Below are 23,667 nucleotides of genomic sequence, written 5' to 3' on the forward strand. Positions count from 1 at the left end.
CGCGATGCAGCAGGCCGAGTTCGACAGCAAGGGAAGCCGTGTCCGCTGGACGGAGGTGCCCGGCGACGAACCCGCGCGCGTGTACGTGCACGGGCTGGGGGCGATGTCCTCCGTGTACCACGCCCACATCGCCGCCCGGCCCGAACTCGCGGGCAGGCGCAGCCTGTTCGTGGACCTGCCCGGGCACGGCCTCAGCGACCGGCCCGAGCACTTCGGCTACACGCTGGAGGAGCACGCCGACGCCCTGGCGGCGGCACTGGACGCGGCGCAGCTCACCGGTGCCGAGGTGATCGGGCACAGCATGGGCGGCGCCGTCGCGATCGTGCTCGCCCACCGGCGGCCCGAGCTGGTCTCCCGGCTGGTGCTCACCGAGGCCAACCTGGACGCCTTCCCGCCGCCGACCGCGGGCAGCAGCGGAATCGCCTCCTACGACGAGGACGCCTTCGTCGACGGCGGCCACGCGCGCGTGCTGGAGGCGGTCGGACCGCTGTGGGCCGCGACCATGCGGCTGGCCGACCCGCGCGCCCTGCACCGCTCGGCGGTCGGGCTGCGGCGCGGCTCCGACCCCGTGATGCGCACGATCCTCGAAGGGCTCACCGTCGACCGCGTGTACCTGCAGGGCGAGTCGAGCGGCGAACTCGACGGCAGGGAGGGGCTGGAGAAGGCAGGCGTGCGCGTGGTGACCGTGCCCGGCGCCGGCCACAACGTCATGTTCGACCACCCCGAGGCGTTCGTGGCCGCGGTCGCCGGCCCGGCGTGAGGGCGGTCAGTCCTCGCGCACCGCCAGTGCCAGGAACCGCGCGTCCTCGTCGACGTACGAGGTCATCCGCCACCCGGAACCGGCCAGCAGGGACCGGAGGTTGGGCTCGGCGCGCAGATCCTCCGGAGTGATCCGACGGCCTTGACGCGCCGCGAGCGCCGCCCTGCCGATCGGGTGGAACAGCGCCAGGATGCCGCCCGGGCGCACTACGCGCGCCAACTCCCGCAGGTTCTCGGCCGGATCGGGCAGGTGGGAGATCAACCCCGCCCCGAACACCGCGTCCAGGGAGTGTGAACGCAACGGCAGTGCGGCCACGTCGGCGAGCAGCAGCTGCCCGTCGCGGTCCCGTCCCGCTCGTACGGCGGCCTGCAGCATGGCCGGGGTCAGATCGGCCCCGAGGACCGCTCCCGAGGGGCCCACGGCCGCACGCAGGGGCGTCAGGGCGCGTCCGGTGCCGCAGCCGGCGTCGAGCACACGGTCCCCTTCGCGCAGCCCGAGTTCGGCGACCGCGGCCGCGTAGGCGGGACCGTCGTCGGGGAACCGGGTGTCCCAGTCGGCCGCCCGGGCACCGAAGAACTCCTGGACATGTGTGTGGTCGTCGCTCATGTTCCGCATGATCCCTCACCGACAAGGGTGACGCTTTCTGTGCGCACGTTCGAGCGGGACGCGATCGTTCAGGTACATCGCTGCGTCATATTCCAGCAGCTTTCGAAATGCGCCCCCTTTGTGCACCCGTGCCCCGACTAGCGTCCCGGGGCCATGGGACACCTGGACCACGCAGCCCTCGGCTGGCTGACCCCCGTGCTGTCGTACGTGATGGCCTGCATCGGCGCCGCACTCGGCCTGCGCTGCACCATGCGCGCGCTCGGCGCCACCGGACGCTCGCGCCGCAACTGGCTCATCACCGCGGCCTCGGCGATCGGCACCGGCATCTGGACCATGCACTTCGTGGCCATGCTCGGCTTCAGCGTCAGCGGCACGGACATCCGCTACGACGTGCCGCTCACCATCGTGAGCCTGCTCGTCGCCATGATCGTCGTCTGTGCCGGCGTCTTCGCCGTCGGCTACAGCCGCGACCGCGCCCGCGCGCTCTTCCTCGGCGGGCTCACCACCGGACTCGGCGTCGCCAGCATGCACTACCTGGGCATGGCGGCCGTTCGCCTGCACGGGCAGGTGCACTACGACCCGGTGCTCGTCGGACTCTCCGTCCTGATCGCCGTGGTGGCCGCGACCGCCGCGCTGTGGGCGGCGCTCAACATCAAGTCGCCCGTCGCCGTCACCATCGCCTCCCTCATCATGGGCGCCGCGGTGAGCAGCATGCACTACACCGGGATGTTCGCGGTGAGCGTGCGCGTCACACCGTCCGGCGCCGCGCTGCCCGGGGCGACGGCGATGCAGTTCATCTTCCCGCTCGCCGTCGGGCTCGGGTCCTATCTGTTCCTGACCTCGGCCTTCGTCGCGCTGTCGCCCTCGACGGGAGAGCGCGAGGCGTCCGCCTCCGCCCAGCGGCCGGTCGAGAACGCCGTCGCTCTCTGAGGGCCCTCCGGGCGAGCCGAACCACTCTCCGAGGCAGGAGGCCATGCGAACACCCCGTAGGACCCCCACGACCGGCTCCGAGCCACCATCCGCCGGCCCGGCCCGCGGCCGCCGCGCACACGCCGGACCACCGGCCGACGAAGGACCGGACGACCCGATGGGCGCCGTCCCCGACGACCCGCCCACGCGCGCGGGGGGCTGGCGGATACGCCCGCGCACCGTGCGCGCAAAGATCGTCTGCCTGCTGATGGTGCCGGTGGTGTCGCTGCTCGCCTTGTGGGCGTACGCCACCGTGACCACCGCCCAGGACGTCTCCCGGCTGCGGCAGTTGCAACGCGTCGACTCCGAGATCCGCACCCCGGTCGCCGCGGCCGTCGCCGCCCTCCAGGCCGAACGCGCGGCCGCGGTCCGCTATGCCACCGACCCGGCCGCCAACCGCGCCGGCGACCTCAAGACCCTCGCGGACCGCACCGACCGGGCCGTGGCGAAGCTGCGGCTCGGTGAGGACAACACCGTCGCGGACAGCGAGGAGTTGCCCGCCGGTGTGGCCCAGCGTCTCGAGACCTTCGTCAGCGGCGCCGAGGCACTGAGCTCCCTGCGCACCGCGGTCCTCGACCGCCGCGCGGGCTGGGACGAGACGTACGGCCGCTACACGCGCACCATCTCGACGGCCTTCTCCGTCGGCGGCGCCCTCACCGGCATCCAGGACGCCGAACTGGGCTCCGACGCGCGCGTGCTGCTCGAGTTCTCCCGCGCGGGCGAGGCCCTGGCCCAGGAGGACGTCGTGCTCTCCAGCGCACGGCTCGCCGGACGCCTCGACGGAACACGGCTGCGGCTGTTCACCGGCGCCGTCGACACCCGCCGCGCGCTCACCGAGGCCGCCGTCGCCGACCTGCGCGGCTCCGAACGCGGCGCCTGGCGGGACCTCGCCGACGGCGGTGACTACGTCGCCGTCGCGACCGTCGAGGACCGGGTCCTCACCAGTCGGCCCGGCGCCTCCGCGATCAACGCGGCACCCGAGGCGACCTGGGCGAAGGCACACGCGCGCGTGCAGGACGGCATGCGGACGATCGAGGCCGACGCGGGACGCGGGGTTGCCGACCGCGCCGACCCGTTTACCCGCGGACTGCTCACCCCGGCCGGCGCGGCCGTCCTGCTCGGCCTCGTCGCCGTCGCCGCCTCCCTGGTCATCTCCGTGCGCATCGGACGCGGTCTGGTCGTCGAGCTGGTGAGCCTGCGCAACAGCGCCCTGGAGATCGCCCGGCGCAAACTCCCCGAGGCCATGCGGAAGCTGCGGGCCGGGGAGGAGATCGACATCCGCGCGGAGGCCCCGTCCGGGCCGCCCTCCGAGGACGAGACGGGGCAGGTCGCCGAGGCCCTCGGCACCGTGCACCGGGCCGCGCTGCGGGCCGCCGTGGAGCGTGCCGAGCTCGCCAGCGGCATCTCCGGGGTGTTCGTCAACCTCGCCCGGCGCAGCCAGGTCCTGGTCCACCGTCAGCTGAGCCTCCTGGACAGCATGGAACGCCGCTCCGAGGACCCGGGCGAGCTGAGCGACCTCTTCCGCCTCGACCACCTCACCACCCGGATGCGGCGGCACGCGGAGAGCCTGATCATCCTCTCCGGCGCGGCACCCGGCCGGGCCTGGCGCATGCCGGTCTCCCTCACCAACGTGGTCCGCGCTGCCGTCTCCGAGGTCGAGGACTACGCGCGCGTGGAGGTGCGCCAGCTCCCTGAGGCGTCCGTGGTCGGCGGCGCCGTCGCCGACCTCACCCACCTCCTCGCGGAGATCGTCGAGAACGCCGCACAGTTCTCACCGCCGCACACGCGCGTGCGCGTCACCGGCGAGCCCGTCGGCAACGGATACGCCGTCGAGGTCGAGGACCGCGGGCTCGGCATGGGCAAGGAGACCCTCACCGAGGCCAACCGCCGTATCGAGCAGTCCGAGGCGCTCGACCTCTTCGACAGCGACCGGCTCGGCCTGTTCGTGGTCAGCCGGCTGGCGGCCCGGCACGGCATCAAGGTCCACCTGCGCACCTCGCCGTACGGCGGCACCACCGCGGTGGTCCTGCTGCCCACCGCCCTGCTGCACAGCGGCGCGGAGGAACGTTCCCCCCGCAAGGTGGCCGACACGGAACGCGAGTACGCGCGCATGCCCGGTGCCGCCCGGCTCCAGGAATCCGTCCACGCACCCGCCGACCGGCCCGCACTGGTGGCCCCCGCGCCACCGGCCCCGGCGGAGCACAGGGCGACGGCGAGGGCGGAGTCCGCCGGTGACACCCCGCCTCCCGGAGTCGCCACCCTGCGTCTGCACCGCCCCCAGGACGACCCCGAAGGACCCGACGCGACGGACGACCTCCCGCGCCGCGTCCGGCAGGCGAACCTGGCTCCTCAGCTGCGTGCGCCGCGCAGCGAGGAACCGGAACCGCGGCCCGACCCCCAGGCCGACGACCGGCGCACCCCCGAGCTCGTACGGGACCGGATGGCGGCCTACCGCGACGGCTGGGCACGCGGCGGCGGCCGCCGGCCCGGACACGGCGCCGCCCCGGATTCGCCCGCGCCAAGAGACAGCAGCGAAGGAGACCCCGAATGATCCAGGACCCGGCCATGAGGGCCGCTCAGCGGTCCGGCGAACTCGACTGGCTGCTGGACGATCTGGTGTTGCGCGTCAGCGAGGTACGGCACGCCGTGGTGCTGTCCAACGACGGCCTCGCCGTGGGGGCGTCGACCGACCTGCGCCGCGAGGACGCGGAGCACCTCGCCGCCGTCGCCTCCGGCTTCCACAGCCTGGCCAAGGGCGCCGGACGCCACTTCGGCGCGGGCGGGGTGCGGCAGACGATGGTCGAGATGGACGACGGCTACCTGTTCGTGGCCGCCGCCGGTGACGGTTCCTGCCTCGCGCTCCTCACGGCCGTGACCGCCGACATCGGCCTTGTGGCCTACGAGATGGCCCGCCTGGTCAAACGCGTCGGCGAGCACCTGTACACGGCGCCGCGGGTAGCCGCACGGCCGCCCGCCGGATGAGACGAGAAGGCGGTCCGCTCATGACGGAGGACATGACGGGCGCCCCGCGGGAGCAGGGCAGCCAGTGGTACGACGGCGAGGCCGGACCTCTCGTCCGCCCGTACGCCATGACGGGCGGACGGACCAAACCCGGCCCCACCGGGGTGCGCTTCGACCTGATCGCCCTCGTCACGCTGGACGCGGCGGCGCCCGGTCCCGACGAGGACACCTCGCTGGGGCCGGAACACCGGGCGCTGATCGAACTGTGCCGCCTGGAGACCCAGTCCGTCGCCGAACTCGCCGCGGGCGCGGACCTGCCCCTGGGTGTGGTGCGGGTGCTGCTCGGTGACCTCCTGGAACTCGGCTGCGTCACCGTCAGCCGCCCCGTGCCGCCCGCGCAGCTTCCTGACGAACGGATTCTGCGCGAGGTCATCGAAGGACTGCGAGCTCTGTAGATGAAAGTTCGAAACCGCATGCGCACGACTCGGTCACATCGGTCTAATAGCGGTCCAACCCCTCGAAGGGGTGCCGCAGTTGTCATCATGCTGACTTCACGCACCTGCACGGCCGACCGTTGCCGGCACTCCCGAGAGAAGTGATCGATGGTCTCCGAGACTTCCGATGCCCAGGGCGGCGAGCAGGCCGCGCTGGCGTTGAAGATACTGGTTGCCGGTGGGTTCGGCGTGGGCAAGACGACCCTGGTGGGTGCGGTTAGTGAGATCAGGCCGCTGCGGACCGAGGAACTGCTCAGCGAGGCCGGTCAGTTGGTCGACGACACGGACGGCGTGGACCAGAAGGTCACGACGACGGTCGCCATGGACTTCGGCCGCATCACCATCCGCTCCGGCCTCTCCCTCTATCTCTTCGGCACTCCCGGGCAGGACCGTTTCTGGTTCCTGTGGGACGAGCTGTCCCAGGGTGCGCTCGGTGCCGTGGTCCTCGCGGACACCCGGCGGCTGGAGGACTGCTTCCCTGCGGTCGACTACTTCGAGCACCGGCACATCCCGTTCGTGGTGGCCGTCAACTGCTTCACGGGGGCCCGCACTTACGGCGCCCAGGACGTCTCACGCGCCCTCGACCTGGACCGCGGCACCCCGGTGGTGCTGTGCGACGCCCGGGACCGCGACTCCGGGAAGGAGGTGCTGATCCGGCTCGTGGAGTACGCCGGGCGGATGCACACCGCCCGGCTCCTGGACTCCGTGGGCTGAACGCGGCCGGGCTTCGACACCGGCGGGCCCCGCCGCGGCGAACTGACCGAAGGCCGCCGTTCTTACCCGTGCCATGCCCTGTTCTCCTTGCCCCGGCGTCGGTCGTCGGGAAGGGTGGCGAGGAACTCCTCCAGCCAGGGGGAGACGTCACACGGGGAGACGGAAGACATGGCGCAGAACCAGGGACTCGGCTGGCTGCTGGACGATCTGACCGAGCGCGTCGACCACGTCCGGCACGCGTTGGTGCTGTCCAACGACGGCCTGGTGGCGGGGGCCAGCACGGGTCTGCGACGCGAGGACGCCGAGCACCTCGCCGCCGTCGCGTCCGGACTGCACAGCCTGGCCAAGGGTTCCGGCCGGCACTTCGGCGCGGGCAGAGTCCGCCAGACGATGGTCGAGTTCGACGACGCGGTGCTGTTCGTCACCGCGGCGGGCGCCGGCAGCTGTCTGTGCGTGCTCAGCGGCGCGCAGGCCGACATCGGTCAGATCGCCTACGAGATGACGCTGCTCGTCAACCGGGTCGGCGAGCACCTTGGCGTGGACGTCCGGCAGCCCGAGCGGAGCCCGGCCGCAGACCTCTGACCTGCTGATTCGTCACCCCCCATGGAGTTATCCACAGGCCCGCTCGGAGATTCGCTCGACGGGCTACGGTTTGTGTCACGGCGAACGCACACAGCGTGAGCACCGACTCCACGGGGGAGTACGACCATGACCGGCAGCACCCTCACCAGGCCCCAGCAGCTCACTCTCACCCCGGGCCGCGCGGCGCGCGAACTGGGTCTGAAGCGGAACGAGTTCGATCTGGGCGTCCATCTCGGCCATATCCGGACCGTGCCCGACGAAGGGGGAGGGGGCCGCCGGGTCCCCCGCACCGAACTGGACCGGCTCCGCGCGCAGGACGACTTCCCCGAAGCTTTCCAGCAGCGGGTGCGGATCGTGGGCACCACCGAGGGCGCGGACGTCATGGACATCCCCGTCGGCAGGTTCACCCGCCTCGCGCGCCTCGGCGTCGTGGCACCGGTGCGCTTTTATCTCAACAGGTACCGGGCCGTCGTCTGGCTCTATCTCGCCGAGGAACTCGAGCAGTTCGCTGCCGACGAGCGGAACACCCCGCTGCTGCACGCACGTCGCACACCCGAGGGGATGCGGGGCCTGCTGGCGGAGGGCGTGGACCTGCGTCCCCGCAACTGGCGTGCCCGGCACCGCGAGTTCCTGCTGCGGACGGCCGACGGCCCGTGGGAGAGCGCCGGAGCCCTCGCCGCCTTCCTCGACTCCGCCCAGATCGCGGAGCTCGTCCGGGACCCGTACGAGCGCTCTTGTCTGAACCGCTTCCGCCCTGCGCCGCCGAACCAGGGCACACCGGGCACGCCGACCGCGCAGCTCACCGAGAAGATCATGACCGCCGACGACCCGGACGAGATCAGCCGACTGCGAGCCGACCTGGCCCGGGCCATGGAGGACGCCCGCACCCTCCGGCCCGCGCCGCGCCCGGCGGGGGAGCAGCGGCCGACCGCGCCCCTGCCCCTGTCCCCGCCCTCCCCCGAGGAGGCCGCCTCCCGGCAAGCAACCCGAGGACTCATGGGCTGGCTGCGCCGCAGAAGCGCATGACGGAAAGACGCGAGAGCCCATGACGGAAGGGCACGCAGGCGCATGACGGAAGGGCACGCAGGCGCATGACGGAAGGGCACGCAAGCGCATGACGGAAAGGCACGCCCGACACGTACCCGCCCGGCCCGGGGCCTACAGCGCCCGGAACAGCCCTTCCTGGACGACGGACACCAGCAGGCGCCCCTCCAGGTCGTAGATCCGCCCCCGCGCCAGGCCCCGTCCGCCGGTCGCGATCGGGGACTCCTGGTCGTAGAGGAACCACTCGTCCGCGCGGAACGGCCGGTGGAACCACATGGCGTGATCCAGCGAGGCGATGTCGAAGCTGCGCGGCCCCCACAGCGGCTCCACCGGGATGCGCACGGCGTCCAGGAGCGTCATGTCGCTGGCGTAGGTCAGCGCGCAGGTGTGCACGACCGGGTCGTCCCCGAGCGGCCCGACCGCACGCATCCACACCGCGCTGCGCGGCTCGGCGTCCTTGACCTGCTCGGGCGTCCAGCGCAGCCGGTCCACATAACGGATGTCGAAGGGCTGCCGGCGCGCCATCCGCTCCAACTGCTCCGGCAGCGCGCCCAGATGCTCGCGGATCTCCTGCGTGACCGTCGGCAGTGACTCGGGGTCCGGGACCTTGCGGGCCGGCGGCAGCTGATGCTCGAACGACCCTTGCTCAGGCTTGTGAAAGGAGGCGGTGAGATTGAAGATCGTGCGCCCCTGCTGCACGGCGGTGACCCGGCGGGTCGTGAACGACCGGCCGTCCCGCACCCGTTCGACCTGGTACACGATCGGCACGCCCGGCCGCCCCGGGCGCAGGAAGTACGCGTGCAGCGAGTGCACGGGCCGGTCGCCCTCGGTGGTGCGGGCGGCGGCGACCAGCGCCTGGCCCGCCACCTGGCCGCCGAAGACCCGCTGCAAGGACTCCTGCGGGCTGCGGCCCCGGAAGATGTTGACCTCGATCTGCTCCAGGTCGAGCAGGTCGACCAGGCGCTCGGCCGGGTTCGTCGTCATGACCGCGTCTCTCCCCTGCTCACAGCTGGCCGACGTCGGTGACCCGGACGACCGCGCGGCCCTCCGCGTCGGAGGCCGTCAGGTCGACCTCCGCGCTGATGCCCCAGTCGTGGTCGTCGTTCGGGTCGTCGAAGATCTGCCGGACCCGCCACAGACGGTTCTCCGGCTGCTCCTCGATGATGAGGAGCTTCGGGCCGCGGGCGTCCGGGCCGGTGCCGAGGTCGTCGTACTCGTCCCAGTACTTGTCCATCGCCTCGCCCCACGCGTCGGCGTCCCAGCCGGCGTCGGCGTCCATCTCGCCGAGCTCCTCGACCTGGTCCAGGGCGGCGAGCTCCACGCGGCGGAACATGGCGTTGCGGACCAGGACGCGGAAGGCGCGCGCGTTGGTGGTGACCGGCTTGACCTCGTCGGCCTTCTCCTGGGCCTCCTCGGCGGTCATCTCCTCCGGGTTGGCGAGCTGCTCCCACTCGTCCAGCAGACTGGAGTCGACCTGGCGGACCGTCTCGCCGAGCCACTCGATGAGGTCCTGGAGGTCCTCGGACTTGAGGTCGTCGGGGATGTTGTGGTCGAGGGCCTTGTAGGCGCTGGCGAGGTAGCGCAGGACGATGCCCTCGGTGCGCGCGAGCTCGTAGAAGGACACCAACTCCGTGAAGGACATGGCCCGTTCGTACATGTCACGGATGACGGACTTCGGGGAGAGCGGATGGTCGCCGACCCAGGGGTGGCTCTTGCGGTAGGTGTTGTACGCGTGGAAGAGCAGCTCCTCCAGGGGCTTCGGGTACGAGATGTCCTGGAGGCGCTCCATGCGCTCCTCGTACTCGACGCCGTCGGCCTTCATCGCGGCGACGGCCTCCCCCTTCGCCTTGTTCAGCTGGGCGACGAGGATCTGCCGGGGGTCGTCCAGCGTCGACTCGACGACGGAGACCATGTCCAGGGCGTAGGACGGCGATTCGGGGTCGAGGAGTTCGAACGCGGCGAGGGCGAAGGTGGACAGCGGCTGGTTCAGCGCGAAGTCCTGCTGGAGGTCGACCGTGAGGCGGACGATCCGGCCCTCGGCGTCCGGCTCGTCCAGCTTCTCGACGATGCCGCCGTCCAGCAGCGAGCGGTAGATGGCGATCGCCCGGCGGATGTGCTTCAGCTGCGCCTTGCGCGGCTCGTGGTTGTCCTCCAGCAGATGCCGCATCGCCTCGAAGGCGTTGCCGGGGCGGGCGATCACCGACAGCAGCATCGTGTGTGTCACCCGGAAGCGGGACGTCAAGGGCTCCGGCTCGGAGGCGATCAGCTTCTCGAAGGTGTTCTCCGTCCAGCCGACGAAGCCCTCCGGCGCCTTCTTGCGGACCACCTTGCGCCGCTTCTTCGGGTCGTCGCCCGCCTTGGCGAGCGCCTTCTCGTTCTCGATGACATGCTCGGGCGCCTGGGCGACGACGAAGCCCGCCGTGTCGAAACCGGCCCGCCCGGCGCGGCCGGCGATCTGGTGGAACTCGCGGTTGCGCAGGGTGCGGACGCGGTTGCCGTCGTACTTGGTCAGGGCCGTGAACAGCACGGTACGGATGGGGACGTTGACGCCCACGCCGAGCGTGTCGGTGCCGCAGATGACCTTCAGCAGACCCGCCTGCGCGAGCTTTTCGACCAGGCGCCGGTACTTGGGCAGCATGCCGGCGTGGTGGACCCCGATGCCGTGCCGCACGTAACGGGAGAGGTTGCGGCCGAACTTGGTGGTGAAGCGGAAGTTGCCGATCAGATCGGCGATCTGCTCCTTCTCCTCCTTCGAGCACATGTTGATGCTCATCAGCGCCTGCGCCCGCTCCACGGCCTGCGCCTGGGTGAAGTGCACGATGTAGACCGGCGCCTGCTTGGTCTGGAGCAGCTCGGTCAGGGTCTCGGTGAGCGGGGTGAACTTGTACTCGTAGGACAGCGGCACCGGACGGGTCGCCGAGCGGACCACCGCCGTCGGGCGGCCGGTACGCCGGGTGAGGTCCTTCTCGAACATCGAGACGTCGCCGAGCGTGGCCGACATCAGGATGAACTGCGCCTGCGGCAGCTCCAGGATCGGGATCTGCCAGGCCCACCCGCGGTCGCCCTCCGCGTAGAAGTGGAACTCGTCCATCACGACCTGGCCGACGTCCGCCTGCTTGCCGTCGCGCAGCGCGATCGACGCCAGCACCTCGGCGGTGCAGCAGATGACGGGGGCGTCGGAATTGACGGAGGCGTCGCCGGTCAGCATGCCGACGTTCTCGGTGCCGAAGATCTTGCACAGCTCGAAGAACTTCTCCGAGACCAGCGCCTTGATCGGAGCCGTGTAGAAGGTGACCTCGTCACGGGCGAGCGCGGCGAAGTGGGCGGCCGCCGCGATCATGCTCTTGCCGGAGCCGGTGGGCGTCGACACGATCACGTTCGCACCGGAGACCACCTCGATCAGCGCCTCCTCCTGATGGGGGTAGAGCGTGAGCCCGCGCTCCTCGGCCCACGACTCGAAGGCTTCGTAGAGGGCGTCGGGGTCTGCGGTCGGCGGCAGCTGATCGATGAGGGTCACCCACCCATCTTGCCTGCCCTTCCCCACTACAGGGGAATCGGATGCGGGTACGAAGATCACGAGCAGTACGCTGTGTCGCCGACGAGGCGTCAGGGCATCCGGTCAACTGCGCAGCGGTACACGAGGAATGGGGCGGGCAACGGCGATGATGGGACCAGCACACTCACTGTCGGGGGCCGCGGCCTGGCTGGGCGTCGGAGCGGCGGCCGCCGCCGCGGGGCACGCGATGCCCTGGCCGGTCCTGCTGGCCGGAGCCCTGATCTGCGCGGGGGCGGCGCTCGCCCCCGACCTCGACCACAAGGCGGCCACCATCTCGCGCGCCTTCGGGCCCATCTCGCGCGGGCTCTGCGAGATCGTCGACAAGCTCTCCTACGCCGTCTACAAGGCCACCAAGAAGCCGGGCGACCCCCGTCGCTCCGGTGGGCACCGCACGCTCACCCACACGTGGCTGTGGGCCGTCCTGACCGGCGCGGGCGCCTCGGTCGCGGCGATCACCGGGGGCCGCTGGGCGGTCCTCGCGATCCTGTTCGTGCACATGGTGCTCGCCATCGAGGGCCTGCTGTGGCGGGCGACCAGCGGTTCCAGCGCCGACGTCCTGGTCTGGCTGCTGGCCGCGACCAGTGCCTGGATCCTCGCAGGGGTGCTGGACAAGCCGGGCAACGGCGCGGACTGGCTGTTCACGGACCCGGGCCAGGAGTATCTGTGGCTGGGCCTGCCGATCGTGCTGGGCGCGCTGGTCCACGACATCGGGGACGCGCTGACGGTCTCGGGCTGCCCGATCCTGTGGCCGATCCCGGTGGGCCGCAAGCGCTGGTATCCGATCGGCCCGCCCAAGGTCATGCGGTTCCGGGCCGGAAGCTGGGTCGAGCTGAAGGTGCTGATGCCGGCGTTCATGCTGCTGGGCGGGGTGGGCTGCGCGGCGGCGCTGAACTTCATCTGACCGCGGCGCGGGACTCGGCGCCGGGGGCGCGCCGCTCAGCCCTCGGCGTCCTGGCCCGCCGCACTCCCGTAGCGCCGCTCGAAGCGGGCGACGCGTCCCTCGGTGTCCACCGTGCGGGCCTTGCCGGTGTAGAAGGGGTGGCTCTCCGAGGAGATCTCCACGTCCACCACCGGGTACGTCTCGCCGTCGTCCCACTCGATGGTCTGTTCACTGGTCGCGGTCGACCGGGTGAGGAAGGCGTAACCGGCGGAGCGGTCACGGAAGACGACCTGGTGGTAGTCGGGGTGCTTGTCCTGCTGCATGCGTGCTCCTCGGGGTCAGCCGGACAGGGCGTCCTCGGCGTCGTCGTCGACGACGTGCATCGCGGCCTCCTCGGCGGAGGCGGCGGCACCGTCGATGCCCACGTCCGTGGCGATCAGGGCGCTCTCCTCGTCCTCGTGAGCGCCTTCGTCGGGCGCGACGAGACGGCCGGAGCGGCGTGCGCCGACCTCGTTGTCGAGGAGTTCACCGTCGGTGCCGTCGATGTCGCCGATGCCGTCCCCGTCGGGGACGGGGAGGTCCGGCAGTTCCTCGGCGAGCCGCTGGTCCAGGCTCTCGCGCTCGGCCGCCGTCACACCGGTGTGCTCGACCGCCCAGGGGCGCTCCGGAGGGGACCAGCCCCGGTCGAGGGGGTCGTCGACACCGTCGTCCTCCAGGGTGTCCTCCACGTCGAGCAGCCCGGAGTCCTCCTGGATCTCGGATCCGTCGGGCTGGTAGACGTCGTCGCCCCATCCGTCGGCGCTGTTCACGGGTACCTCCAGGTGATGGGGACGGGACACTCCCCGAGCCGGTGCCGTTATCCAGCCTTCCACCCCCTCTCGGGACCGCGCAACGGCACGGGCGCTTGGTGTCCCGTGTCAGGAGTCCAGCCCCGCCGACGACCACACCCGCCCCCCGTCCGTCACCAGCTCCACCCGGTCCACGGAGTCTGCGGCCCCGTAGGCGATCCAGGTGGCCCGGCCGGAGGACGGGACTCGCCAGTCGCCGGCCTCGCGGGCGGTGCCGTCCTTGAGGAGGAGCCGGCAGGTGTAGTGCGTGCCGGGCCGGCCGTCCGTGATCTGCATGACGAGGACGGGCTCGGCGCCGAGCCGGCTGGGCTCGACGGTGCCGACGGTCGCCCCCGACCCGGTGACCAGCAGCGCCCCTCGGTCGCTCACGGCCACCTGGGAGGCGGACGGCGACCCGAGGTCGACGACCACCGCACCGGCCGCCCCCAGACAGATCCCGGCCGCCGCGGCGGCGGCGACGAGCAGCGGCCTGCGGTACGACCGGCGCCGCACCGTGCGTCCCGCCGACGCGGGCAGCTCCAGCCGTTCGAGGACCCGCGCCTCGAACCCGGCGGGAGGCGCCACGGAGGGTGCCGCGGGCAGCACGGAGTCGGCGGCCGCCGAGAGGTCGTCGTACGTCGAGCGGCAGGCCGGGCAGACGGTGAGGTGGCGCAGCAGCCCGGCCGGCTCACCGGGGAGGGTGCCGAGGGCCAGGGCGAGCAGTTCGTCCTCGTCCGGGTGGGTGTCCGGCCCGGGGTCATGTGCCATCGCGGCCTCCCTCCTTCAGCGCCTCGCGCAGCCTGCGCAGGCCGGTGCGGATCCGGGTCTTGGCGGTGCCCAGCGGGATGTCCTCGTGCCGGCCCACCTCCGCCGCCGTACAGCCCCCGATCACGGCGAGGGCGACCGCCCGGGCCTGTTCCTCCGGCAGGGACCGCAGCCGGGCCAGGGCACGCTCGCTCTCCAGGGCGGCCAGCGCGAGCCGCTCCGTGCCGTCGGTCTCCTCCGCGTCGGTTCGCAGGGTGACGTCGATGAGCCGTTCGAGGGTCTCGGCCAGTACGGGCGTGGGTCTGCGGGCGCGGACGGCGTCGATGGCGGCGTTGCGGGTGATGGTCAGCAGCCAGGTGAGGGCCGAGGCACGGCGGGGGTCGTAGCTGCCGGCCGCCCGCCAGGCCCGTACGAACACCTCCTGGCTCACGTCCTCGGCGAGGCCCGGTTCCCGGGTCACCGACAGGGCGAGGCCGTAGACGGCGTTCTGGAAGCGGCGGACGAAGGCGGTGGCCGCCTGCTCGTCGCCCAGCGCGAGACCGGCGACGAGCGAGGCGTCGTCGACCCGGTCCGCGCGGGGGAACAGTTCCACGCTTCTGTATACGTCCGATCCGGGCGGAGGGATTGCGCGGCAATCCGTTCGCCGACGGCAGCCGTACAACCTCCGTCGGAAGGAACGGAGACGATCATGAGCCGAAACAGGATCACCCTGACCGGGATCTCATGCGTGGCGGCAGTGGCGGCACTGGGGCTGGCCGGGTGCGGGGGCGGTGGGTCGTACGGCGGCGGATCCGACGGCAAGGCATCCACCGCGACCCGTGAGGCATCCACCGCGGCGCACCCCTCCACCGTGAAGGTGAGCGACTCGCCGCTCGGCGACATCCTCGTCGACGGCACGGGTCGCACGCTCTACCTGTTCACCGCCGACGGCAAGAACACCAACTCCATGAAGTGCGACACCGCCTGCCTCAAGCTGTGGCCGCCCGCGGAAGGCAAGCCCAAGGCCGGTTCCGGCTCCAACGCGAGCCTTATCGGGACCACGCAGGGCAGCGCACCGCAGGCGACGTACGCCGGACATCCGCTCTACTACTACGCGAAGGACAAGGCGCCGGGTGATCTCAAGGGGCAGGGGATCGACGGGATCTGGTACGTGCTGAACGCGAAGGGCACGGCGGTGAAGCAGGCCGCACCCTCGACGGACGGCGACGGCGACAGCGGCTACGGGTACTGAAAGGGGGCCGTCGCCCGAAGACGACGGCCCCCACAGGTCTCCTCACGCCTGCCATGACTCACGCCTGCCATGACTCACCCGTGCCAAGACCTCCACAGCGCCGCGTACGCCCCGTCCGCCGCGACCAGCTCGTCATGGCTGCCCAGTTCGCTGATGCGGCCGTTCTCGACGACGGCGATCACGTCCGCGTCATGGGCGGTGTGCAGCCGGTGCGCGATGGCGACGACGGTGCGGCCGTCGAGGACGCGGGCCAGGGACCGCTCCAGATGACGCGCCGCGCGCGGGTCGAGCAGGGACGTCGCCTCGTCCAGGACCAGCGTGTGCGGGTCGGCCAGCACCAGGCGGGCCAGCGCGATCTGCTGGGCCTGCGCCGGCGTGAGCGCGAGCCCGCCCGAGCCGACCTCGGTGTCGAGGCCGTCGTCGAGCGCCCGTGCCCAGCCGTCCGCGTCGACCGCGCCGAGCGCCGCCCACAGCTCGGCGTCCTCGGCGCCCGTGCGGGCGAGGAGGAGGTTGTCGCGCAGGGACCCTACGAAGACGTGGTGCTCCTGGTTGACCAGGGCGACATGCGAGCGGACGCCCTCCGCCGTCATCCGGGACAGCTCCGCGCCGCCCAGGGTGATCCGGCCGTCCCGCGGTGCGTAGATGCCCGCGAGCAGCCGGCCCAGGGTCGACTTGCCGGCGCCGGAGGGGCCGACCAGCGCCATCCGGGTGCCGGGGGCGACCTCCAGGGACACCTTGCGCAGCACGTCCACGCCTTCGAGGTAGCCGAAGTGCACGCGGTCGGCGTGCACATGGCGTCCCTCGGGGGCCACGGCGGCGTCACCGGCGTCCGGTTCGACCTCGCGGACGCCGACCAGCCGGGCCAGCGACACCTGGGCGACCTGCAACTCGTCGTACCAGCGCAGGATCAGTCCCACCGGGTCGACCAGCATCTGCGCGATCAGCGCACCGGTCGTCAGCCGGCCGACGTCGATCCAGCCGTGCAGCACCATCACCCCGCCGACCATCAGGACCGAGCCGAGGACCATCACGTGGGTGATGTTGATGAACGGGAACAGCACCGACCGCAGCCAGAGCGTGTACCGCTCCCACGCCGTCCACTCCTTGATCCGCCGCTCCGACAGCTCGACGCGGCGTTCCCCGAGCCGGTGCGCCTCGACGGTGCGCCCGGCGTCCACGGTCTCGGCGAGCGCGGCGGCGACGGCGGCGTACCCGGCGGACTCCGACCGGTAGGCGGACGGCGCCCGCTTGAAGTACCAGCGGCAGCCGATCACCAGCAGCGGCAGGGCGAGCAGCACGGCCGCGGCCAGCGGCGGCGCCGTGACGACGAGCCCGCCGAGCAGCAGCACCACCCACACCACGCCGATCGACAGCTGCGGCACGGCCTCGCGCATGGCGTTGGCCAGCCGGTCGATGTCGGTGGTGATCCGGGACAGCAGGTCACCGGTGCCGGCCCGTTCCAGGACGCCCGGCGGCAGGCCGACCGAGCGCACGAGGAAGTCCTCGCGCAGGTCGGCCAGCATCCGCTCGCCGAGCATCGCGCCGCGCAGCCGCACCTGCCGTACGAACACGGCCTGCACGGCGAGCGCGGCCACGAACAGGCCCGCGGTCAGCTCCAGATGAACCTCCCGGGCCCCGTCCGAGACCCGGTCCACGAGTCCGCCGAGCAGCCACGGCCCCACCATCGACGCGATCACCGAGACCGTGTTGACGGCAACGAGGACGAGGAAGGCGCGGCGGTGCCGGCGGAACAGTTCGGCCACATAGGCGCGCACGGTCGCGGAGCTCCCGACGGGCAGGGTGTTCGCCGTCGTCGGGGCCGCCGGGTCGTACGCCGGTGGCGCCACGCCGATCATGCTGTCTCCTCGATCTCTTCCAGTTCCTGCAGTTCATCCGATGCGGTCTCGCGGGTGACGACCGCGCGGTACCGGGGTTCCTTGTGCACGAGTTCGCGGTGCACGCCCACGGCCACGACCTCGCCCTCGTGGACCAGGACGACCCGGTCCGCGCGGTCCAGCAGCAGCGGCGAGGAGGTGAACACCACGGTGGTGCGGCCCGCCCGCAACTCCCGCACGCCCTCGGCGATACGGGCCTCGGTGTGCGAGTCCACGGCCGAGGTCGGCTCGTCCAGGACGAGGACCTCCGGGTCGGTGAACAGCGACCGGGCCAGCGCGAGCCGCTGCCGCTGACCGCCCGACAGGGAGCGCCCGCGTTCGGTGATCCGGGCGTCCAGCGGGTCCTCGGCGCCGAGCGAGCCCTGCACCAGGGCGGCCAGGACGTCCTCGCACTGCGCCGCCGTCAGCGCCTCGCGGGCGTCGACGTCCCCCGACGCGGGCACGTCGAGGAGTTCGCGCAGTGTGCCGGACAGCAGGACCGGGTCCTTGTCCTGCACGAGGACGGCCGTGCGCGCGGCGGAGAGCGGCAGCTCGTCGAGCGGCACACCGCCCAGCAGCACCGACGTCTCCTCCTCGGTCGACGACGGGTGGCCGCCGAGCCGTTCCGCCAGCCGTCCCGCCGCGTCCGGGTCCCCGCACACCACGGCGGTGAGCCGGCCCGCGGGCGCGAGCAGCCCGGTCGCCGGGTCGTAGAGGTCACCCGTGGGTGCCGTACCGGCCTGCGAGCCGTCCTCGGAGGTGGCGCGCCGCAGCGACAGCACGCGCGCGGCCCGGCGGGCCGAGGGACGCGAGAAGGAGTACGCCATGGCGATCTCCTCGAAGTGCCGCAACGGGTAGGTCATGATCATGACCGAGCTGTAGACGGTGACGAGTTCACCGACCGTGATCCGGCCCTCGCGAGCGAGGCCCACTCCGTGCCAGACGACCGCGACCAGCAGCAGCCCCGGCAGCAGCACCTGGATCGCCGAGATCAGCGCCCACATCCGGGCGCTGCGCACGGCGGCGTGCCGCACCTCCTGGGAGGCACTGCGGTAGCGGTCGAGGAACAGTTCCTCGCCGCCGATGCCACGCAGCACCCGCAGCCCGGCGACGGTGTCCGAGGCCAGCTCGGTGGCGCGGCCGGCCTTCTCGCGCTGGAAGTCGGCGCGCCGGGTCGCCCGGGGCAGCAGCGGCAGCACCGCGAGGGCCAGGACCGGCAGACCGACGGCCACGACCACGCCGAGCGCGGGCTGGTAGACCAGCAGTCCCACGCAGACGAGCACGATGGTGAGGGCGGCGGCGGTGAACCGGGAGACGGCCTCCACGAACCAGCCGATCTTCTCGACGTCGCCGGTGGAGACGGCCACGACCTCACCGGCCGCGACCCGCCGGGTCAGTGCCGAGCCCAGCGTCGCCGCCTTGCGGGCGAGCAGCTGCTGGACGCGGGCGGCGGCCGTGATCCAGTTGGTGATGGCGGTGCGGTGCAGGAAGGTGTCGCCGAGCGCGATGGCGGCACCGACCAGCGCCAGCAGCCCGCCCGCGAGGGCGAGCCGGCTCCCGGACCGGTCGACGACGGCCTGGACGGCGAGGCCGACACAGAACGGCAGGGCGGACACGGAGGCGAAGTGCAGGAGTCCCCAGGCCAGTGATCTGAGCTGGCCGCCCAGCTGATTCCGGAAGAGCCACCACAGGAATCGGGGACCCGAGCGCGCGTCCGGCACACCTGGGTCGGGATAGGGAAGGTCTTGAATCTGCATGACGGATGACGTCCCAGTGGCTCGTGTCAGGGGGGTGGGTGGGACCGCGGACGGCGGTAGCAAACCGTGAAAGGTTCGCGTCATTGCGTGGTCGGAAGCAAGCGGTTTTCCACGCGGCCGGGTGCGACCATGGCGGGGTGGCGATCGATGTACGGCGTGCGGTGCTCTGCGGCTTCCTGACGCTGGCCCTGGCCGGCTGCGCGGCGCCTCGGGACGCCGGCCCACCGGCGAAACCGCAGGCCCGGGCCACCGCCACGGTCCCGACGGGCATCCCCGGCATCGGTGACCGCCTACAGCGCCGCATCCCCGCCGGCGCCCGCCAGGTCGTCGCGGTCTACGGCGAGGGCATCGACGCGCCGGACTCCACGGTCGTGCTCTACACGAAGCGGGGCACCGGCTGGGACCGCACGCGCAGTTGGCCCGCGCACAACGGCAAGAAGGGCTGGACGACCGACCACCACGAGGGCGACAGACGCAGCCCCGTGGGCGTGTTCACGCTCACCGACGCGGGCGGCGTGCTGAAGGACCCCGGCTCGAGACTCCCGTACACGCAGTCCGCCGCCTTCGCGGCGCCGCGTTGGTGGGCGAAGTCGCACTGGCACGACTTCGACTACGTCATCGCCATCGACTACAACCGCGTCAAGGGCACCCCGCCGAACGACCCGACCCGCCCCGAGGGCGACCGCAAGGGCGGCGGGATCTGGCTGCACATGGACCACGGCAGCGGAACGTCGGCCTGCGTCAGCCTCTCCAGGTCCGCGATGGAGTACCTGCTGCGCACGCTCGACCCGGCCCGGCATCCCGTGGTGGTGATGGGAGACAGGGCCGCCCTGGCGGGCTAGTCCCCGTGCCGGAGGCGTCATTGCGCCGGGTGCCCGACTCGCCGTAGAACACCGGCCATGAAGAGACGGATCATCATGTCCATGCTCGCCGGAGCGACCCTCCTCGCGAGCACCCTCCTGGGAGCGGCACCGGCCCAATCCGCGGACGTACCGGCGGAGTTCGGCAGCGACTGGCACGACCCGGTCACCGCGGCCCCGCCCGTCAGCAGGCCCTCCGGGCAGTCCTGCCAAGTCACCCTCGCGGAAGCCCGGTTCCGTGACTTCACTCCCTACCAGGGGAGTTACACGCCGCCCGCACACTGCGGCGACCGCTGGAGCAAGGTGGTCCTGCGGATGGACGGCAAGGTGAAGGGCCGTCAGTACGACCGGCTCGGCTATCTGCGGGTCGGCGGGGTGGAGATCTTCCGTACCTCGACTCCGGAACCGTCGCCGGACGGGATCGAGTGGTCGGTCGAGAAGGACGTGACGCGTTACAGCGACACCCTCCGCTCCGGCCAGGACGTCGAGATGCTCATCGGCAACGTCGTCGACGACACGTACACCGGTGTCATCGACGTGAAGGTCACCCTGACGTTCTACGCGGGCCGGCCGGACGCCGCGAAGACCCCCGACCGGGTCCTGCCCCTCACCGACGGCACCGTCACCACCCCGCGCAACAGCGAACGGATCGTCGCCGAGGTGTACGCGACCGGCTCCGGCGGCGGGTGCGAGGAGTACTGGTATCTGACGGTGCCCGACACGGCGCCGTACTCCTGCAAGGCCGCGGGCGGCCCCTACCGCGAGGTGCAGATCAAGGTCGACGGCCAACTCGCCGGAATCGCCGCGCCGTTCCCGCACGTGTGGACCGGTGGCTGGTCCAATCCCTTCCTCTGGTACGTCGTTCCGGGACCGCGCGCCTTCGACGTCAAGCCGATCGAATACGACCTGACCCCGTTCGCCGGTCTCCTCAACGACGGCGAGCCGCACCGCGTGCAGGTCGATGTCGTCGGCGTCCCCGAAGGGCAGAGCGGCTGGAGCGCGCCCGTGAACGTCGCCGTCTGGCAGGACGCGAAGCGCGCCCACGTCACCGGCAAGCTCATCGCCCACACCGTAGGCGACCTCACCAACTCCTCGGTTTACACACCCGGTTCGGAGCACCGCCTGGACACCGAGGGCGCCCACCGGCTCACGGTCGCCGGATACGTCGACACCTCCCACGGCCGGGTGACCACCACCGTCCGCCGGTCGCTGACGAACACCTCCGCGCACCGCTGGACCGAGGGCGAGAACCTCGACGGACTCGACGCGACCTGGACGGACACGGAGTCGGTCACCGTCGACGGACGCGGCCCGGCGCACACGACGCGCACGCAGCGGACGTACACGATGAACGGCACCACCACGATCGGCACGGACGACCGGCTGCGGACGGTGCTGACGCTCGGCGACCGCGCCTCGGTCGTCGCCGACGGACGCCTGCGGCAACGCCTCCACGACACCTACACCGGCGACGCCACCTGGACCCTCAACGTCCCGCGTGACCAGCGGCACGCGGTCGGCACGACGAGTGAGCACTACCGGCTGGAGGGCCCGGGCCGCTGCTACGACCGTTCACTGACCACCGTCCAGGGGGTGCTCACCGAGGACCGCGCGGGCTGCTGAGCGGCCGGAACCGCGACCAGGCCACGCGAGTTGTGTGCGATGCGTCACTCGGGGAGTGATTTACGCGGCCGAAACGCGGCGGTCTCGTGGGTGATCAACGGCGCGGTCAAAGTGATCGTCACGGAAGCCGCTTTCCGTATCGCAGAAGTTCTTCCCTGGACTTCCGCGCGCCAACGTCCCCACAAGGAGTGCCCGTGCCGCCGTCCGTCCCGTCCCTGCCGCGACGCGTCGCACACATACTGCGTACCTCTCTCTTCGCGCAGGTCCTCTGTGCGCTGGTCCTCGGCATCGTTGTCGGCAAGCTCTGGCCCGACTTCGCCGCCGACCTCAAGCCGCTCGGCGACGGCTTCACCCGGCTCATCAAGACGATCATCTCCCCGCTCGTGTTCTGCGTGGTCGTCGTCGGGATCGCCAAGGCCGGTGACCTCAAGGCGTTCGGCCGGATCGGGCTCAAGGCCCTGATCTGGTTCGAGGTCGCGAGCACGCTCGCGCTGGTCATCGGCCTGCTCGCCGCGAACGTCGTCCAGCCGGGCTCCGGCATGCACGTCGACCCGTCGACACTGGACGCCTCCGCGGTCGACGCGAAGACCGGCGGGGGCTCGCTGCCCTCGACGACCGAGTTCGTCGTCAACGCCATCCCGACCAGTTTCATCGGGGCCTTCGCCGAGAACAGCCTCCTCCAAGTCCTCATCCTGGCCTGCCTGGTGGGCGCCGCACTGCTCCACCTCGGCCACACCAAGGTGCCGCAGGTGCTGCCCGCCGTCGAGCAGGCCCAGGAGATCATCTTCGCGGTCGTCGGCTTCATCATGCGGCTCGCCCCGATCGCGGTGTTCGGCGCGATGGCCGTCCTGATCGGCCAGTACGGGCTCGGTGTCATCGAGACCTACGCCAAGCTGATCGTCCTGTGCTACGTGGCCGCCGCGTTCTTCATCGCGCTGCTCGCCGTCGCCCTGCGCATGGTCACCGGGCTCAGCCTCTGGAAGTTCCTGCGCTACATCCGCGCCGAGATGCTGCTCGCGCTCGGCACCGCGTCCACCGAGTCGGTCATGCCGCGTGTCATGCAGAAGCTGCGCAAGGCGGGCGCCCGCGACGACGCCGTGGGCCTGGTGCTGCCGACCGGCTACTCGTTCAACCTCGACGGTGCCTCGCTCTACCTGTCCATCGGCACGCTGTTCATCGCCCAGGCGGTCGGCGTCGACCTCAGCCTCGGCCAGCAGATCACCGTGATCCTCGTGCTGATGCTCACCAGCAAGGGCATGGCCGGCATCCCCGGCTCGGCGTTCCTCGCCCTGTCCGCGACCGCGTCCTCGCTGGGCGCGATCCCGGCCGGCGCGGTGGCGCTGCTGCTGGGCGTGGACCGGATCATGGACTCGATGCGCGTCGTGACGAACCTGCTGGGCAACTGCGTCGCCGTGTTCGCGGTGTCCCGGTGGGAGGGGGCACTGGACCTGGAGAAGGCGAGGAAGGTACTCGACGGCGAGACCGAGGACGTCAAGGACGCCGCTCCCGAGGTCCCTGCCCGGCAGGCCAAGGAGGCGGTGACCGAGGCCGGCTGACCTCCACCACCGAAAAAGGGGCCGCGGCGATCAGCCGCGGCCTCTCTTCATGTCCTCAACAGCGCTTCCCCGCCTCCGGAACATCCCCGTCCACCAGCGTGTCCAGCAATCCGCCCAGCACCCGCCGCTGTTCCTCCGTCAGCGGCGCCAGAATCTCCGCCGCCGCCGACCGCCGTGCCCCCCGCAGTTCGCTCAGCGCCTTGCGCCCGTCGTCCGTGAGCTCGATCCGGATGACCCGCCGGTTCGTGGGATCCGGCACCCTCCGTACCTTGCCGCCCGCCTCCAGTCCGTCGACCAGCGTGGTCACCGCCCGAGGCACGACCTCCAGTCGCTCGGCGAGATCGGCCATGCGCGGTGGCGAGCCGTAGTGCGCGAGGGTGCGCAGCAGCCGCGACTGGGCGGGGGTGACGCCCAGGCCGCTCTGTTCGATGTGCCGCTTCTGGATGCGGTGCACACGCCGCGTGAACCGGAGCAGCTGCTCGGCAAGCAGGCTGTCGGGATCGGGGGTGGTCATGCGGGAACAATATCAGGACTATGTGCATTGTGAGTATAGGTAACAATGAGCTACGCTCCGTCAGTCAGTCTTCCCATGCCTTCCTAGGAGCCCA

At 71.6% G+C, this 23,667-nt stretch carries 23 protein-coding genes; 13 read left to right on the forward strand and 10 right to left on the reverse strand.

Annotation, left to right across the window (positions count from 1 at the left end; translation table 11 throughout):
* Positions 1–4: 4 nt before the first annotated feature.
* A complete protein-coding gene (locus ACFUO4_RS25145) occupies positions 5–760 on the forward strand; it encodes an alpha/beta fold hydrolase (protein WP_383488533.1) in 756 nt (251 codons plus the stop codon).
* 6 nt (positions 761–766) lie between these two features.
* On the opposite strand, the gene ACFUO4_RS25150 is transcribed toward ACFUO4_RS25145, so the two are convergent.
* The gene (locus ACFUO4_RS25150) at positions 767–1,366 is read right to left on the reverse strand and encodes a class I SAM-dependent methyltransferase (protein ID WP_383488536.1); all 600 of its coding nucleotides are present in this window, start codon (positions 1,364–1,366) and stop codon (positions 767–769) included.
* 153 nt (positions 1,367–1,519) lie between these two features.
* On the opposite strand from ACFUO4_RS25150, the gene ACFUO4_RS25155 reads away from it, so the two are divergent.
* The 7 genes from ACFUO4_RS25155 (at position 1,520) to ACFUO4_RS25185 (ending at position 8,112) form a co-directional block, all read left to right on the forward strand.
* A complete protein-coding gene (locus ACFUO4_RS25155; RefSeq protein WP_079309534.1) occupies positions 1,520–2,296 on the forward strand; it encodes an MHYT domain-containing protein in 777 nt (258 codons plus the stop codon).
* Positions 2,297–2,339: 43 nt separating this feature from the next.
* Positions 2,340–4,886, forward strand: a complete 2,547-nt coding sequence (locus ACFUO4_RS25160; protein WP_383488539.1) for a nitrate- and nitrite sensing domain-containing protein — start codon at positions 2,340–2,342, stop codon at positions 4,884–4,886.
* Positions 4,883–5,317 (forward strand): roadblock/LC7 domain-containing protein, encoded by a 435-nt coding sequence (locus ACFUO4_RS25165; RefSeq protein ID WP_059198419.1) that lies wholly within the window; start codon positions 4,883–4,885, stop codon positions 5,315–5,317. The genes ACFUO4_RS25160 and ACFUO4_RS25165 overlap by 4 nt, the downstream gene beginning before the upstream one ends.
* Positions 5,318–5,337: 20 nt before the next feature.
* Positions 5,338–5,751 carry a DUF742 domain-containing protein gene (locus tag ACFUO4_RS25170; protein WP_079309535.1) on the forward strand — a complete coding sequence of 138 codons (414 nt, stop codon included), beginning with the start codon at positions 5,338–5,340 and terminating at the stop codon, positions 5,749–5,751.
* A 147-nt stretch (positions 5,752–5,898) separates the two neighbouring features.
* Positions 5,899–6,504, forward strand: coding sequence for an ATP/GTP-binding protein (locus ACFUO4_RS25175; protein ID WP_079309536.1), 606 nt, complete (start codon positions 5,899–5,901; stop codon positions 6,502–6,504).
* A gap of 168 nt (positions 6,505–6,672) precedes the next feature.
* Entirely contained in the window at positions 6,673–7,086 is a 414-nt protein-coding gene (locus ACFUO4_RS25180; RefSeq protein WP_383488544.1) for a roadblock/LC7 domain-containing protein, read from the forward strand.
* A gap of 126 nt (positions 7,087–7,212) precedes the next feature.
* A complete protein-coding gene (locus ACFUO4_RS25185) occupies positions 7,213–8,112 on the forward strand; it encodes a DUF6397 family protein (RefSeq protein ID WP_383488547.1) in 900 nt (299 codons plus the stop codon).
* A 132-nt stretch (positions 8,113–8,244) separates the two neighbouring features.
* Here the strand turns inward: ACFUO4_RS25185 and ACFUO4_RS25190 are convergent, their stop codons facing one another.
* Positions 8,245–9,114, reverse strand: a complete 870-nt coding sequence (locus ACFUO4_RS25190) for an acyl-CoA thioesterase II (RefSeq protein WP_079309538.1) — start codon at positions 9,112–9,114, stop codon at positions 8,245–8,247.
* Between the two features lie 19 nt (positions 9,115–9,133).
* Positions 9,134–11,647 carry a DEAD/DEAH box helicase gene (locus ACFUO4_RS25195; protein ID WP_383488550.1) on the reverse strand — a complete coding sequence of 838 codons (2,514 nt, stop codon included), beginning with the start codon at positions 11,645–11,647 and terminating at the stop codon, positions 9,134–9,136.
* Between the two features lie 145 nt (positions 11,648–11,792).
* Here ACFUO4_RS25195 and ACFUO4_RS25200 point away from each other — a divergent pair, with 145 nt between their 5' ends.
* Positions 11,793–12,587 (forward strand): metal-dependent hydrolase, encoded by a 795-nt coding sequence (locus tag ACFUO4_RS25200; RefSeq protein ID WP_383488553.1) that lies wholly within the window; start codon positions 11,793–11,795, stop codon positions 12,585–12,587.
* Positions 12,588–12,622: 35 nt separating this feature from the next.
* On the opposite strand, the gene ACFUO4_RS25205 is transcribed toward ACFUO4_RS25200, so the two are convergent.
* The 4 genes from ACFUO4_RS25205 to ACFUO4_RS25220 all read right to left on the reverse strand — a co-directional run bounded on the left by ACFUO4_RS25205 (position 12,623) and on the right by ACFUO4_RS25220 (position 14,750).
* Positions 12,623–12,889: a type B 50S ribosomal protein L31 gene (locus ACFUO4_RS25205; RefSeq protein WP_059198427.1), complete on the reverse strand. Its 267-nt coding sequence runs from the start codon at positions 12,887–12,889 to the stop codon at positions 12,623–12,625.
* Between the two features lie 15 nt (positions 12,890–12,904).
* On the reverse strand, positions 12,905–13,375 hold the full coding sequence (locus ACFUO4_RS25210) for a DUF5709 domain-containing protein (protein WP_383488558.1): 471 nt from the start codon (positions 13,373–13,375) through the stop codon (positions 12,905–12,907).
* Positions 13,376–13,483: 108 nt separating this feature from the next.
* Complete coding sequence (locus ACFUO4_RS25215) at positions 13,484–14,161, reverse strand: hypothetical protein (protein ID WP_383488561.1); 678 nt, start codon at positions 14,159–14,161, stop codon at positions 13,484–13,486.
* Positions 14,151–14,750 (reverse strand): sigma-70 family RNA polymerase sigma factor, encoded by a 600-nt coding sequence (locus ACFUO4_RS25220; RefSeq protein ID WP_079309542.1) that lies wholly within the window; start codon positions 14,748–14,750, stop codon positions 14,151–14,153. Before ACFUO4_RS25220 ends, ACFUO4_RS25215 begins: the two co-directional genes overlap by 11 nt.
* A 96-nt stretch (positions 14,751–14,846) precedes the next feature.
* Between ACFUO4_RS25220 and ACFUO4_RS25225 the strand changes: the two genes are divergently transcribed.
* Entirely contained in the window at positions 14,847–15,389 is a 543-nt protein-coding gene (locus ACFUO4_RS25225) for a hypothetical protein (protein WP_383488564.1), read from the forward strand.
* Positions 15,390–15,463: 74 nt separating this feature from the next.
* Here ACFUO4_RS25225 and ACFUO4_RS25230 read toward each other — a convergent pair whose 3' ends face one another.
* Positions 15,464–17,245 carry an ABC transporter ATP-binding protein gene (locus ACFUO4_RS25230; protein WP_383488567.1) on the reverse strand — a complete coding sequence of 594 codons (1,782 nt, stop codon included), beginning with the start codon at positions 17,243–17,245 and terminating at the stop codon, positions 15,464–15,466.
* The gene (locus ACFUO4_RS25235; protein WP_383488570.1) at positions 17,242–19,020 is read right to left on the reverse strand and encodes an ABC transporter transmembrane domain-containing protein; all 1,779 of its coding nucleotides are present in this window, start codon (positions 19,018–19,020) and stop codon (positions 17,242–17,244) included. The genes ACFUO4_RS25230 and ACFUO4_RS25235 overlap by 4 nt, the downstream gene beginning before the upstream one ends.
* A gap of 137 nt (positions 19,021–19,157) precedes the next feature.
* Between ACFUO4_RS25235 and ACFUO4_RS25240 the strand changes: the two genes are divergently transcribed.
* The 3 genes from ACFUO4_RS25240 (at position 19,158) to ACFUO4_RS25250 (ending at position 23,059) form a co-directional block, all read left to right on the forward strand.
* The gene (locus tag ACFUO4_RS25240; protein WP_383488573.1) at positions 19,158–19,862 is read left to right on the forward strand and encodes a L,D-transpeptidase family protein; all 705 of its coding nucleotides are present in this window, start codon (positions 19,158–19,160) and stop codon (positions 19,860–19,862) included.
* Between the two features lie 57 nt (positions 19,863–19,919).
* Positions 19,920–21,503: a peptide-N4-asparagine amidase gene (locus ACFUO4_RS25245; RefSeq protein WP_383488576.1), complete on the forward strand. Its 1,584-nt coding sequence runs from the start codon at positions 19,920–19,922 to the stop codon at positions 21,501–21,503.
* A gap of 194 nt (positions 21,504–21,697) precedes the next feature.
* Positions 21,698–23,059: a cation:dicarboxylate symporter family transporter gene (locus tag ACFUO4_RS25250; protein WP_383488579.1), complete on the forward strand. Its 1,362-nt coding sequence runs from the start codon at positions 21,698–21,700 to the stop codon at positions 23,057–23,059.
* 55 nt (positions 23,060–23,114) lie between these two features.
* On the opposite strand, the gene ACFUO4_RS25255 is transcribed toward ACFUO4_RS25250, so the two are convergent.
* A complete protein-coding gene (locus tag ACFUO4_RS25255; protein ID WP_079309546.1) occupies positions 23,115–23,573 on the reverse strand; it encodes a MarR family winged helix-turn-helix transcriptional regulator in 459 nt (152 codons plus the stop codon).
* Between the last annotated feature and the right edge of the window lie 94 nt (positions 23,574–23,667).

The sequence above is a fragment of the Streptomyces sp. NPDC057280 genome, from assembly GCF_042668605.1.
Lineage (GTDB): Bacteria > Actinomycetota > Actinomycetes > Streptomycetales > Streptomycetaceae > Streptomyces.

Coding starts and splice junctions, on each gene's coding strand:
- ACFUO4_RS25145 (WP_383488533.1), top strand. CDS start 5: ATGCAGCAGGCCGAGTTCGACAGCAAGGGAAGCCGTGTCCGCTGGACG.
- ACFUO4_RS25150 (WP_383488536.1), bottom strand. CDS start 1,366: ATGAGCGACGACCACACACATGTCCAGGAGTTCTTCGGTGCCCGGGCG.
- ACFUO4_RS25155 (WP_079309534.1), top strand. CDS start 1,520: ATGGGACACCTGGACCACGCAGCCCTCGGCTGGCTGACCCCCGTGCTG.
- ACFUO4_RS25160 (WP_383488539.1), top strand. CDS start 2,340: ATGCGAACACCCCGTAGGACCCCCACGACCGGCTCCGAGCCACCATCC.
- ACFUO4_RS25165 (WP_059198419.1), top strand. CDS start 4,883: ATGATCCAGGACCCGGCCATGAGGGCCGCTCAGCGGTCCGGCGAACTC.
- ACFUO4_RS25170 (WP_079309535.1), top strand. CDS start 5,338: ATGACGGAGGACATGACGGGCGCCCCGCGGGAGCAGGGCAGCCAGTGG.
- ACFUO4_RS25175 (WP_079309536.1), top strand. CDS start 5,899: ATGGTCTCCGAGACTTCCGATGCCCAGGGCGGCGAGCAGGCCGCGCTG.
- ACFUO4_RS25180 (WP_383488544.1), top strand. CDS start 6,673: ATGGCGCAGAACCAGGGACTCGGCTGGCTGCTGGACGATCTGACCGAG.
- ACFUO4_RS25185 (WP_383488547.1), top strand. CDS start 7,213: ATGACCGGCAGCACCCTCACCAGGCCCCAGCAGCTCACTCTCACCCCG.
- ACFUO4_RS25190 (WP_079309538.1), bottom strand. CDS start 9,114: ATGACGACGAACCCGGCCGAGCGCCTGGTCGACCTGCTCGACCTGGAG.
- ACFUO4_RS25200 (WP_383488553.1), top strand. CDS start 11,793: ATGATGGGACCAGCACACTCACTGTCGGGGGCCGCGGCCTGGCTGGGC.
- ACFUO4_RS25205 (WP_059198427.1), bottom strand. CDS start 12,889: ATGCAGCAGGACAAGCACCCCGACTACCACCAGGTCGTCTTCCGTGAC.
- ACFUO4_RS25215 (WP_383488561.1), bottom strand. CDS start 14,161: ATGGCACATGACCCCGGGCCGGACACCCACCCGGACGAGGACGAACTG.
- ACFUO4_RS25225 (WP_383488564.1), top strand. CDS start 14,847: ATGAGCCGAAACAGGATCACCCTGACCGGGATCTCATGCGTGGCGGCA.
- ACFUO4_RS25230 (WP_383488567.1), bottom strand. CDS start 17,245: ATGATCGGCGTGGCGCCACCGGCGTACGACCCGGCGGCCCCGACGACG.
- ACFUO4_RS25235 (WP_383488570.1), bottom strand. CDS start 19,020: ATGCAGATTCAAGACCTTCCCTATCCCGACCCAGGTGTGCCGGACGCG.
- ACFUO4_RS25245 (WP_383488576.1), top strand. CDS start 19,920: ATGAAGAGACGGATCATCATGTCCATGCTCGCCGGAGCGACCCTCCTC.
- ACFUO4_RS25255 (WP_079309546.1), bottom strand. CDS start 23,573: ATGACCACCCCCGATCCCGACAGCCTGCTTGCCGAGCAGCTGCTCCGG.